9 protein-coding genes are annotated in these 13,316 nt (G+C 32.3%); 1 reads left to right on the forward strand and 8 read right to left on the reverse strand.

Annotated features, from left to right (window positions below; genetic code table 11):
• The first annotated feature begins 293 nt into the window (after nucleotides 1-293).
• Entirely contained in the window at nucleotides 294-2,027 is a 1,734-nt protein-coding gene (locus KDN24_RS23805; protein ID WP_491348197.1) for a methyl-accepting chemotaxis protein, read from the forward strand.
• A 579-nt stretch (nucleotides 2,028-2,606) separates the two neighbouring features.
• On the opposite strand, the gene KDN24_RS23810 is transcribed toward KDN24_RS23805, so the two are convergent.
• The 8 genes from KDN24_RS23810 to KDN24_RS23845 all read right to left on the reverse strand — a co-directional run bounded on the left by KDN24_RS23810 (nucleotide 2,607) and on the right by KDN24_RS23845 (nucleotide 13,285).
• Entirely contained in the window at nucleotides 2,607-4,232 is a 1,626-nt protein-coding gene (locus KDN24_RS23810) for a hypothetical protein (protein WP_409973356.1), read from the reverse strand.
• Nucleotides 4,233-4,598: 366 nt separating this feature from the next.
• Nucleotides 4,599-6,341, reverse strand: a complete 1,743-nt coding sequence (locus KDN24_RS23815) for a UvrD-helicase domain-containing protein (RefSeq protein ID WP_409973355.1) — start codon at nucleotides 6,339-6,341, stop codon at nucleotides 4,599-4,601.
• Nucleotides 6,331-8,331, reverse strand: coding sequence for an ATP-dependent nuclease (locus tag KDN24_RS23820; RefSeq protein WP_409973354.1), 2,001 nt, complete (start codon nucleotides 8,329-8,331; stop codon nucleotides 6,331-6,333). Before KDN24_RS23820 ends, KDN24_RS23815 begins: the two co-directional genes overlap by 11 nt.
• Nucleotides 8,332-8,518: 187 nt before the next feature.
• Nucleotides 8,519-8,842: a hypothetical protein gene (locus KDN24_RS23825; protein ID WP_409973353.1), complete on the reverse strand. Its 324-nt coding sequence runs from the start codon at nucleotides 8,840-8,842 to the stop codon at nucleotides 8,519-8,521.
• 185 nt (nucleotides 8,843-9,027) lie between these two features.
• Nucleotides 9,028-9,354, reverse strand: coding sequence for an ATP-binding protein (locus KDN24_RS23830; protein ID WP_409973352.1), 327 nt, complete (start codon nucleotides 9,352-9,354; stop codon nucleotides 9,028-9,030).
• A gap of 209 nt (nucleotides 9,355-9,563) precedes the next feature.
• Nucleotides 9,564-10,544: a TniB family NTP-binding protein gene (locus tag KDN24_RS23835; protein WP_409973351.1), complete on the reverse strand. Its 981-nt coding sequence runs from the start codon at nucleotides 10,542-10,544 to the stop codon at nucleotides 9,564-9,566.
• Nucleotide 10,545: 1 nt separating this feature from the next.
• A complete protein-coding gene (locus KDN24_RS23840; RefSeq protein ID WP_409973350.1) occupies nucleotides 10,546-12,585 on the reverse strand; it encodes a TnsB C-terminal domain-containing protein in 2,040 nt (679 codons plus the stop codon).
• Nucleotides 12,586-12,952: 367 nt separating this feature from the next.
• Entirely contained in the window at nucleotides 12,953-13,285 is a 333-nt protein-coding gene (locus tag KDN24_RS23845) for a TnsA endonuclease N-terminal domain-containing protein (RefSeq protein WP_409973349.1), read from the reverse strand.
• Nucleotides 13,286-13,316: the final 31 nt, after the last annotated feature.

Raw genomic sequence — 13,316 nt, forward strand, 5'->3', positions numbered from 1 at the left:
TCTCCTGGTGGATAACCAAGCACTGCTAAGATTTCCTGCGCATTTTTCACCGGTTCATTATTCATATCCTTCAATAAATCTGCTTCAATTTACTAATAACGTGTTTATCATAAGAAGATCGACCGCAGTTAATGGAAACTTCCCATACTTTTGTAATAGGAAAAATTTATTAATAAATTTTTAGAAACCTTTAAAGAATATCTATTTTTTTTCCGATATATAAAATATTACTAATCTTGAACATGGTATAAGAAAACGAATAGGAAGTATTTAACGAACAGAGGAGAATCAGCATGAAATCGATTAAATTTAAGCTCATTAGTATTTTACTTTTATTACTTGCAATTCCAAGCCTCATTATTTGCCTTGTCAGTTATGAGAATTCGAAAAATAGCTTGGAAGAATCGGGGGAGAAGATTCTAAAAAATAGTGTAGAATCTGCCATTCAATTAATGAATGCTCTAAATGAAGGAGTTAAAAATGGGGATTTAACATTAGATGAAGCCCAAGAAATGGCTAAAAAAACGATCATTGGACCGAAAAAGGAAGATGGTACAAGAGAAATTGTTAATCCAGTTGATTTGGGGGATAATGGCTATTTATATGTAATTGGGCTGGATGGGGAACAGGTTGCAAGTCCATCGGTTGAGGGGCAGAATCTTTGGGATAAAAAAGATAAAAATGGAAAGTTATTTATTCAGGAAAAAATAGAAAAGGCTAAGTCTGGAGGGGGATTTACTACATTTTATTTTATTCTCCCGAATAATAAAGATGAGGTAGCGGAAAAAATATCTTATTCTGAGTTATATCCAGAATGGGGTTGGGTAGTTGCTGCCGGAACCTATAAAATGGACTTTAATAAGCCAGCCAATGAATTATTATATGTATTACTCATCACATTTAGTGTAGCAATCATAATTGGTAGTGCGATTGCTTTACTATTCTCTAAGCATTTGGCAAATCCTATTACTGAGCTTTCGAGAAAAGTAAATGAAGTGGCAACCGGTAACTTTTCTATTTCATTAGATGAATTGAAACGAAAAGACGAAATAGGTTCACTGAATATTAGCTTCAATCAAATGGTTCATCATTTAAAAAGTTTAATTGGGAATGTTGAGAATTCAATTAATGAAATTCACTCAACCTCATTAAATTTAACAGCAGTGGCAGAAGAGACAACAGCCTCCGGGGATGAAATTGCTCGAGCTATTGAAGAAGTTTCGCGAGGCTCTGTTCAGCAAGCGTCTGATGCAGATGATACAAACCAAGTGACAGTACAGTTTGCAAACCAAATTATCCATGTACATGAAAAAAATAATCATATGCTGGATTCTTCACAGGTAATGCAGTTAGCTAATGAAAAAGGATTGGAAAATATTCACTTCCTTAAAGAGAAATCAGTTCAAACCTTTGATCTTATTAATCATGTTCAACAGGTAATTGATAGTTTAATTGGTAAAGTAAAGGATATTGAAAGCATTGTTGGGGTTATCAACGATATTTCTGCTCAAACTAATTTATTGGCCCTTAATGCAAGTATTGAAGCAGCAAGAGCGGGAGAGCATGGTAAAGGATTTGCTGTTGTTGCCGAGGAAGTAAGAAAGCTAGCAGAACAAACATCTGAAGCAACAGAGCGAGTCAAAGATACTTTGAATGCGGTAGAAACAGAAACACGGATTGTGAATGATGAGATGGAGAATACATTAGTGATTGTGAATGAGCAAAATCAGGCTGTGAGCAGCACTGAATCATCCTTCCAAGATATTGAGTCCTCTGTCAATACGATTTTGACTGCTATTTCTGAAGCAGCATCAGGGGTTGATGCTCTTATGGAGTCAAAGGATAAAATTGCTAGCTCGATCGAAAGTATTGCTGCAGTTAGTGAGGAAACAGCAGCATCTGCTGAACAAGTTACTTCCTCTATCGATGAGCAGCAGAGAGCTATCCAAGTAGTTACTGAGTCAGCTTCGAAATTAAATGATGAAATTAATATCTTAAAGCAAGCAATTGATAAATTTACTTTGTAATCCTGAAATAAAAATAAGCAAATCTTCACGTGTACGCATTACAACTAACCATATCCTTGATTTTTTAAATCAGGTGTATGGTTAGTTTTTTTAGAATTTGTATTTTTAGGATAGTAATATGACAAAAGACGCACAAAAGCATTAAATGTTCCTCGAAAAAATTGAATAATAAAGTGAAACTTCAATCAGTGGGGGTTTTCCGACGCACAGGATGTGCTATTGCAGACGTTGCGACTGGACAAGGAACTATTCCAAATAAATTAGAACAGATTCCAGAAGTTAATGAAAAATCACATCAAATTTAATTTTTCATTAACTTCCGGAATCTAGTGTTGAGGCTGCCACCATTTAATATTGATTTTTTTCATTTAATTCCGGAATGAGGCTTTAATTTCAGTTGTGTTTTTTTTCATTCATAATCGAGCGGAAAAAATAAATGCGTTCTGTCCTAATTGACTGAGAAAAACATCTTTCAATTTTTATGTATGAAAGGCTTCTGACTTAGAAAGAGTATGATTAAAATATTTCCATGTAACTTCTTAAAATTATTCATAAAAATGCTCCCTTCCCTCTAAAACTCTATCTCTTTTCAATAAGATAATATTTTTCAAGTGTCTTTATAAAACCAGTTGTCTCTCTAATATCAGCTAGACCATCATGTTTTTTCAGAAGCTTAAGCAGTTTCTTACGATCATAAAAGCAATCAAAGTTAGTGGGTTTCACCCTTGTATTATTAAACTCTTCTAGTTTTTCTTTTGCTTCATCAGAAAAATTCGCACTAGTAATGTAACAGGCTTTTATTTGGTGTTTTTCCAATCCACTGCTTTTTAAGAAATGTTTTTTAGCAATTGGATAGGTTTTTCCGAAGAACCACTGTATAGTATTCTTTTCATCCTTCGATCCCAGATTAATAATAGTTGAAATCTTGAAGCCCTTTAGTTCTACTATTATTATTTCGTTCCTGGTTTTAATTACAAGATCGTATTCATACGGTTGCTTAGTGGGTTCATCAGGATTTTTTATATATACAGAATGCTCGACATAATCCTTTGGGAATAGGTTTGTAAAGATAGTAAACATTAGTGTTTCAAATAGATCGCCTTTAATATTTTGCAAGTTCTCATTTTGACCACTTTCTTCAATTGTATCAAGTGACTCTTGTACCGTCTGAATAATTTTCACACTATCGATTTCCGACAAGTGAAAGTTGTCCTGTATTAATCTTCTTAAAGATTGAATGTTATTGAGAATCCTTCGCACCTTAAATCCTAGTAAAGATTCCAACGAAAAATTAAGAATATGCAGCTTTTTTAATTGTTTTTTTGTCTCATCTTCAATATCCATGTAAACAATTATTGGCACTACTTTTCTCGGACCATTTTCTGGCTTAGTACTGTTCCTAATTAATTGAATACGTTCATAAAACGATTGTAAATCAATGTCTGAATAGGTTCTATAAAGTAAAATATCGGCGACAACGATAGAACTTGAATCTTCTTTATTTAAATCGCCAAAATGGAATCCAGTTGTTTTTGTAAAAGAATGAAAATCAAAAAGGAAATCATTAAATACAGCGCCCTGACTAGGGTTATCTTTACTTCTGTAAATTGGGCGTTCCGAAATAAAACCATGGTTCGAGAACCAACGTAATATATCTACAATTAAAATTGTATCTTCTCTCATCTTTTCTTGATGCTTAGAAATCAGCTCATCACAAACCGCAACTTCAGAACTTTTAAGAATAAACCGTTCACCAGTAGCTAAAGTCTTTATTGTAATAAAGTCATAGCTGACTAACCTTTTTAAATCTTCCTTTAACGAAACCGTTTTGTATTTCTCGAAGTTGCTAATAGGAGTAGATGTTATTTTGATAGCCTCGTACATAGAGACAATTCCTTCGTTGATTTCCAATAGTGAAAGTAGCCTGAATAACGGCTTTCTATATTGTTTAGAAATCTCTTTAATTGTTGCTAAGTTTAAGGAACTAGATGGATGCATATAGAAATATTGTCCTTTACTGAAGCTAAAAGGCATACTTGATTTAATAATATTATTTTGGGTTGCTCTTCGTACTAACTGTCTTGAATAGTTATTGCTTATGTTGAATCTATTACAAAGTTCTTCGTTCAAATCTGTTGCAGAATAGAACGAACTGGGGTCTTCAAACAAAGATCTTATGAAATCATTATATTTATTAGTTTTCATTTTGTAACGCTGCCCTTATAAAAATATTATTCTTTCTATTAAAACTGCTATCGTACTTTCTACAAAAAACCCTATTATATCAATGATTGAAATTATATTATCTGTAACGTTTATTTTTTCTTACTACTTTTGTAACTTAAATTTCTTTTATTGGTCATGGTTCAAAGACCGATGAATTTGATATTATAAGTAACCTCCCATAAATTCCAAGAAAGAATTTTTGAATTTCAAACCTACTTCTTTCCTTTATACTTTTATCTCTAAAAGAATAAGTATTTAGGTAATTGTATTATGGATTTTTCATAAATATAAAAATTATCTTTTTCTTGTTTAGGCGTGTTAGAATTAACTACCATGAATTTCAAACTAACATTCCTTTATTATCCATTCTCCTTTCATTTTCTCACGTACTTCTTCAGTACAAAGATCCTTATGGAGTGCATATACAAATAGATGTGTAACTCTACTAATTGCTACATATAATAAATTGTGGTCTGTATATCTATAACCAATATCACTGAGAATCCCATATCTATGAAAAAGTATATCCGTGAGAGGACCTTCATCAAAATTTACAAGTAGAGCTGAACGTAAGGTTTCACCTTTTACAGAATGTATGGTAAATACATCGTTCTCTGTTTGTTCAATTCCATCTACTCTACTATCCGAACAATTTAATATATCTTCAATTTCATGAAATATTGAGTTCGTAATGTTAATTCTTGTTACTCCTTTTTCCTGTAGTAGATCATTTATAAACACTTTTAGTCGCTGCTTTCTTTCAGCATTAATCCCTAGTTTTATGAAATCTAATAATATTTTATTTAACTCCATGATTCTATTATGGTTTTTAACCCATTTTTTCAATTCAGTAATGCTTTCACTGTCGTTTCTAATCTTTTTACATACAAATTCGATTACTAAACGTTTTAAGTGAACACTTATTGTCTCTAACTCCTTAGACTTCTTATTGCTATACATTATTCCTGGCTTTATTCTAGAGGTCCATCTCTTATTCCAAACTAAAACTTTATCGCTCTTTTTAGAGTCTTTAAAAGGCTGAGACTGTTGTTCGTACTCTGTAATAATCTTTTTATATGCTGTATATATTTGATTCTCTTCTTCATACAATAGAATAATTGGTGCAAAAGAAACTTTTTCCTCAGGTGTTTGAATATTTACTGTAGGCATTATTAAATTCAAAGGTTTTGAGATTTCTTTTCCAAAGCGATTTGTTATATTTAATTGAAAAATCTGTTTCTCATCAATTTCAGGCATTGGTTGTCCATACATGATTGTTTGATAAGGATCTCCAATTATTTGCATTATGTTATCTTGTGAATTAAATATTCCTCTCAATAAGTCAATTCCTGTAGGAGTTGTATCTTGAAATTCGTCGATAAATATATATTTAAAGCGATTTCTAAGCAATTCTCTATAATGTGAGTCAGTCAAAAATAATTTGGAAAACAAAAAAGTGTCATCGTACTCTAAAAAACCTTGCTTTTTACGTAAGAATTTTGATTCTAAAGCATCAGCCCTATATTTTTCAAACTTTTCCCATCCGCTGGTGTTTTCTATATCTATACAGCCCCGAGAACTATCAAAGTAAAGAGTGCTTTCATAAATTTTCCCAGCAATAAATGCCCTTGCGCCATCCTGCATAAAAGAATATCTTCTAGTTAGAAATCTTTTATAAAACTCTAAATCATTAGAAGATTGGTCATCAAAAAATAAAGTGTTATGATTGTACTCTTTTTTAAAAAATGGTAGCACACAATACCTATTAAAAAACTCGTGTATTGTACCAATAAAATGAGGATGAGAGATGCTCGCGATACCCGCTTTTTGAAGTGTAGTATTGATCTCATTAACAGCCACATTTGTATATGTAATAATACAAACGCCTTCTTTACTCCCAATTTTTTTTAGGCATCTTAGTAAGAATACTATTTTTGCAGCCAGTGCAGTTGTTTTTCCTGCACCTGGCCCCGCTACAATCATTTTTGTCTTGAACAATTCAATAAACTCTCTTTGCAAACTATTAAATCTTCCATCACCCAATAAAATTCTCTCGACAAGTTCATATTCTAATTCATCAAACTGCAACGTTCTCTCCTCCTGTTACATGTTTGATTGCATCTACTAAGTGCTTCAATACTTGATCTTGTAATAATCTATCTTTTAAAGATTCTTTATTGTCTATCAGGAATTTCGCAAATTGTTGAGCTACTATAGATTTAGAAACTTCCTTTTTCAATAAAAAAGAATAAACTTTCGTGGCCCTTTCAACGGGGTCTACTATCGCTTCCCATATTTGCTTTTGTTCCTGTCTGTTTGATTCTTGGACATAGTGACATTTTAGTAAAATATCTTCAAATTCTTCCCTTAAATCACTATGTGCTATAGAATGCTCTAACGTCCATGGTTGAGAGATATATACTTTTGTTTGTTCCACATTATTGAAGTATCTTTCTTTAATTTCATTCTCTTTACCTATTTTACATTCATTAAAATTTGGTTCTACAGTTTGCAACAATGATTCTATACTTATACCTATTTCTTTAAACTTTTGCTTCAGTTCTGCCCCTGAGAATTCAGCTCTTATTTTTTCACCATAAATTGTTTTAGACTTGCTTATTACATCCTTCATCTGAACATATATGTTTTCTTCTAGTTGACTTTTTAATTGTCCACTTTCATAAAAGTCAGCGATTTTCCTATTTAATTCTCTATCTACTTTTAAATAACAAGGTTCTTCATAATACTCAACTGGTTTTAAATCTAAATCGGTTATTATAGAAACTGGAAAATTCATTGGGTTATTAACATCATCTCTAATAAAGATGGATGAATATCGTTTAAATGCCAAATTGCCAACATTAATAATTGAAACACCATATTTATGCAAGGGTCGGACAATGACCTCTGCAATAGATGGTAATAACAAGTTCTCTGCATCACCTTCTACAAAGATGACGCCTCTAGCAAAAAATAAATTAGCTTTAGTTGCATCTAAAAACCTTTCTAAAAATTCATAGTCATCTGCTTCTAATTTTGTTTGGCCTTTGTTCATCGGAAAAGCTTGTTGATTAAAGATAAAAATAATATTTTCTAAGGATATAGAAGCTGCTAACACTGGGCTATGGGATGTGAAGATATATTGCATACCTGATTCATCAGCATTTTTTTCGAAGTGTTTAATAACTCGTAGTTGTGCTTGTGGATGAATATGGGCCTCTATCTCTTCTATCAAAGCAATTTTTGGTCCCACTTCTGTTTCACTGAGCAACAATAATTCAACAGCCATAAATAATAAGTTGGAGCTTCCTAAGCCAGTTCCAATCTCTCCTAAGTTCAATTCTAACTTTCTTAAAATTTCTGAGAAACTCATCTCCCTGTTCTTTATCTCAGGTTCTTTCCTATTATTTTCCTCAAAGAATTCATTAACAGTTAGTCCAATTTTACTCAACACCGGTTCATTTAGTACTCTCTTTAATTCATCAAAAGCATTTGTAAAACTATCAACAATCTGTTGTTTTTCTGTGCTATCATCTGAAAAATCTCTTAAGCTTTTTACTACTTGAGCTACACGAGAACGTGCACCGGGGTTTAATTCAGTAGCAGCATCTCGTAAAGGCTTAAGATATGTTACTGCTAATAATTGTCGAACAGTATCTTCCATACCCATTTCTAAATTTTCCGGACCTGCTTTTACGCTTCTTTTAATTTTCTTCTGTTTATTAATATCTTCATAAATCTCTGCTTCCATTACAATACGAAGTTCAGAAGTTTGTGATTGAAGTGATAGCCATTCATAAAAATATGCTTCTTCTTGTGGACTTAATTTTTTAAATATACATTCAATTTTCAATGAGGTATTATCTGTATTAAAGTCTTGTTCTGTCACCCAATTAATTTCATGACTGTTTGTCCCTAGAATTATTTTGATGGCGTCGATAATTGCAGTTTTTCCTGAATCATTTTCACCAACTAAAATGTTTAGCCCTTCCTTAAATTCAACTTCAATCCCAGGGTTTCCATCTTCACCTACTGAAAATTTTCGCCAGTTCCATAATTTCAAACTATGTAGATACATCTCTTATCCCTTCTTTTCATAAAAGAAATAGTGTTTAATATTTTTTTCTAGATAATAATTAACCATTTTTTTGAACCTTTTAATGGATATTATAATTTCATTTTATTCGTTCGAAACCTATGTGGAATCCCTTTTTGCTTTTTTACCTTCCAAAGAAAATCACCATTTACAAACATATTTCCTTTTTTTATGGTTGTGGAGTATTGGTCCCACGTGCATCGATTAATAAAAGTTCAAATCGGTAATCATTGTTTCCAACTCCGGATTCATCAATATCTGATCTTAATGGATCAGATGAACTGAAACTAACAAATAATTCTCCTACTATTTCTGATTTGGGCTGTAAACCTATTTTAAAATCAGCTCCAATCACACTATCTATACCCATTACGGGATGGTGGGATAATTTTATACTATCTTTATTGTATATATTCATATAACCTGTAGTGATTGTTATCGGGTTTTCAGTGGTATTTGCTAATAGTACATCTATCGATGCCACACCATCCAAGTCATGTACACCATAAAGGGTTTATTCAAGAATTTCAGCTTCAAATAGACCTTTGTTTTGATACATAAAATCAAAATCACTACGTTTTGCTATAGAGTTTGAAGACCCCTTACGAATTAAGCACAGACCTTCATTTAGTTTATATTGTATTTCCTTCTGAGCATGTATGGTTTGCTATTTGTATTTTATATTCTAAAAACGCCCAGCAAAGTTCCTTCATATTCATACTTGAAATAATCAAACGGAATATCTGGTTCAATGTTACTTAAAATAACCTGAGGATAATTAGATGAATCAACAAACTCTTCATTAGTGATCCCCTTAATTTCTTTTCCATCTGGCCTATCCTTTACCCCAATAATGATGAAATTGTCTCCTTCATGACGGGAATTGGCCATTGCCACAATGTTAGCAATTAGGTCCACATGCTGTTCTTTCGAATATTGTTTTTCTTTAAAGTCTAGATATTTACACTCAAAGCCATTTCTGATAAACCCTTCAATTATTTCCATATATCCCCCTAAATAATTTATATAAATTATCAATTCGACAAATCTCCTCATTTTCCCTATATTATCAAAACGAATTTTTAGTGAACTCTAAATGAAATATTCACTTTGTTAAAATCAACGCAAAAAGGACCCGTATCGGTCCTTTCCTATCCCCAATAATAAAGTTTTCACTTTCATGATCATTTTAGTAATGGTGGCTCAATCTTCTACTAATTTGCATCTTTACTTCTAAGTTCCTCTAATTCAAAAGCTTCAACTATATTGAAATTCTTTAGGGTAAATGGATTTGTGGTAAACGGACGTGTAGACATATCAATTTTATTAAACCCATCATATAGATGATTTTCATCAATTGAATCACTTCCACTCTTAGCAGCGAGTCCTGTCGCTTCATATAAAAGCTTATTTAAATGTGATGGGAGACCATTAGTAGCATAGAAAAATTTGTCTGCTAATTGCTTGGAGGCTAATAAAGAGCGATCTACAAAAGGTAATCGATCATCAATGTTTTTTAGAAAAGCCCTAAATTCAATTTGCTCATCTCGTGTATTATATCTGAAACCTTCCATACTAAGTTTCGTTAAGAACCGTCGATCAAGTTGTGAGTTAAATTTAAAAATTTTCTTTGATTCTGGAAAACCGCATAATATTATTGGTACTCCAGCTTCATCACAAAAAGATTTAACCCACTCTGAAGCTTTATTGAGCACGTGTTTTGTGTCCCTATCTAAAAGATGCTGAAATTCATCTATAATAATCAATTCAACCTTACATTTTTTAATAAAATTCAATAACCTACTTGTTTGACTAATTTCCGTACCCTTATCGTATGCAGGATCTCCTAGAGAATATAGTAGTCTAGCTGCAACCGTTTTAGGAGTGGCACCTACTGGTACTGTAGAGTATAGCACTGGAATTACAGTATTATTGTTTACTATATCTCTCGGGAAACGGCTAGTATACTCCTCCAAAACGGTAGACTTCCCAACTCCAGCTTCTCCAGACAAAAATAATGAGTCTGGCTTAACTGAGCCTTTTGAATAATAATGTATTTCTTCAATCTCAGTTAGTAAATTACTATAAGTGGGATGAACTATTACTATTTTCTTAACATGCTCTCTCCTGTTTCTCACATCTTCTTTGCTTGCTGGGATACCATTTAATCGTTTGAAAGCAAATTCTTCATTCATATTAAGATAGCTCCTTTTTATCTTTTTTCATTGTTACGTCCCAACTTGGAAGATCATCCTCATCCGTGTCATCGTATTCAATATACCAATCAGTTTCTTTAACAATTTGAGGCTCAGTCGTATTATTATTTCCTTGTTTGACTTCCGGCTCTTTATCAATTATTCGGATATCATCGTTTACTAATGGAACATCAATGTTAGTTTCAGTGGTAATAACAGCATTTTTCTTTGTTTCTTCCTGAGTAGGCTTAAATACTGTCTCTGAGATGAAATCAGAGTTTTGATAATCTATCTTTTCCTTATTCCGGTTCCATTTTTTCACTTTCTTTTCATCTAGTTTCCGAATTAATTCCATCTTACGTTTTACCTTTGCTCTGTTGCTTGGACTGAATGTTTTCCTTGTCTCAGTTCTTCTTTTTGAATTCAATTCTAAGTCTATAAATGGAACAGGTAAGTCTACGTTTACCTTTTTTCTCTTTAATCCTGTGAATTCGGCAGTAATATATTTATTGTTTATAGGGTCGTATACATATACTTTTCTCATATCACTTAAATCAAATCGTACACGTACTTTTTCATCCTCTCGTTTGAACTTTTCTAGTAGATTTTTTAATTCCATCAACTCAGGGCTAAAATAATATTCATTTTCGATAACTACACCTTGCTGCTGTATAGTCCTTAACTCTGAACCACCCATCAGAATAATTTTTAATGATTCAATACTTCTCGGGATCTGTAACATAAGACGTTTATTATCTTCTATACCTTGTACCCAAAGATTGTGTGGAGAATCTCCCCGCCTGGAATCGTAGCTATTCGCCACAATATCCACCATGCCAAGGTGTGCCATGTAGATAAATCCCTGAATGGTAATGCAAGCATTTTTCTGAGAATCATATCTCCCTTTTTCTATGAAATTTGAAAAAGTAGTACCCTTTTGATTATGTATAAACATGGTGTTTAGCCTTCTAAAAGCTCTCTCGATTGTTCCCTTTTGATGACCAGCATCAATTTTACAAAACTGAACATCCTTGACTCCTACTTGATAGCAAGCCTCTTCGAATTCGAATGAATCATTAACACTCGCATTATCAACAACTATAGTATGTGGGATACCGTGGGCAATCCATGAATTATCAATTAAAGGATATAAATCCTTCAAATAATTTTTTGGCATAATTAGATGAATTAAACATTGTTTTAATGCATTGCTATCAACAGGTTTAAAAGTAACGAAAAACCCCATTGGCATGCCTGTACATTTATCAACTGCATATATTAAATTTGGTCTTTTTGGTTTAAGATCTGCTGGATCAATCAACATCAGATCAACTGGTGTCCAGTCAATTTCTACTCTTTGAAGAGGTCTAACTGCTATTACCTCTTTTTGTGAACCATCTCGTTTTAATTTTGCTAATACCGATCCTTTTTTTGGTAAGTCCACTTTGTAAATATCAACTAACTCCATAAATCTCCTTCTAACTTTAGAACGCGAAACATACTTTAGTTGTTCCTTATCTCTAATTAAATTTTCTTCATCAATCCTTAAAGTAAACTCTGAAAAAATATCTTCCATTGTATATTTAAGCCCTTGATATGCGTAATTTTCTAGATAATGTTCAATAGCTCCATCTAAAATTTTTTCTGTTTGTTTTGATATCCTAGGTCCTTTAGGACCAGATTTGAATGCTACAAGTGCTCTAATGTCTTCTGCACTTTCCCATCTTTTCTTCCACTCATAAAATGCTGATTTTTTAACTTGTCCATTAAGTTCTTCAAGATAACGCTTAATTTCAGAAGGCAAAATATTTCCCTTTATTACTGGTTCTAATATCTTATATCTTCTAATAGCTTCATTTTTTGATTTTTCATCTAAATCATTAATATTTTGTATACTTACATACTTTGTTTCTTCCTCTTTTATTTTGAAAACTAAGGTTCCTTCCCACCACAATTTTAGCAATTCGTCTTTTCTCCATAACTCTATCTGCTGATAATTTTTATTTTCTAATTCAAAGTCACTTTCTAATTCTTTCCTCACTAAGTATTCATTGTCTTTAATTAAAAACCTAGTCCAGGAGAAAAATAATAGCCTGACATTAATTGATCGCCCTCTCTATTAATGAATCGTTGTTAATTAGGTATGTAATTAAATCCGTTGAAACTTGATGAGTGTATATTAAATGAAATAAACTACTTTCGACTACAGATTCATCAAACATTGTTATATATTTTTTTAGGTTTCTAATAGTAGTTTTTCCATTCATTTTTTCTAAAGCTCGAAAGATTTCAGACTTAACTTTTCTGCTAATTGAATCAGGTCTCACTTCTGTCAATATATCGAGGTTCTCTATTAGAAAGCCCTTCCGAATATCTTTCTCAGTTACCACTACATACTTCATATGTCTTTAACTACAGTATTTCAACCCTACTTGAAATTTAACTTTATTCTTTTCATCTTTAGTTCTATCCCACGCCTTAACCTCGTATATATACTTTTTCATATCATTTTTCACAACAAGAAAGTCTGGATAATATTTAAGCTTTTTCCCCTGATAAACATAGTCAATTCTTTCAGGCTGGAATCTAAAATAAAGTACTGTAGGATCAAAATCTAGAAGTTTAATAAAATCTCTCTCAAGTGTACTTTCCCAAGGAATCATCCGATGCATTTTCGTACTATTATGCTTTCCTCTAATGCTAAGTTTGTTGCTAGCTTTAATTTTCCTAGCAGCTTTCATTCGCTCACCCCATGCTTGTGTAAAATTCACT

Origin of the sequence: Cytobacillus sp. Bva_UNVM-123 (genome assembly GCF_046351715.2) — a bacterium.
GTDB lineage: Bacteria > Bacillota > Bacilli > Bacillales > Cytobacillaceae > Cytobacillus.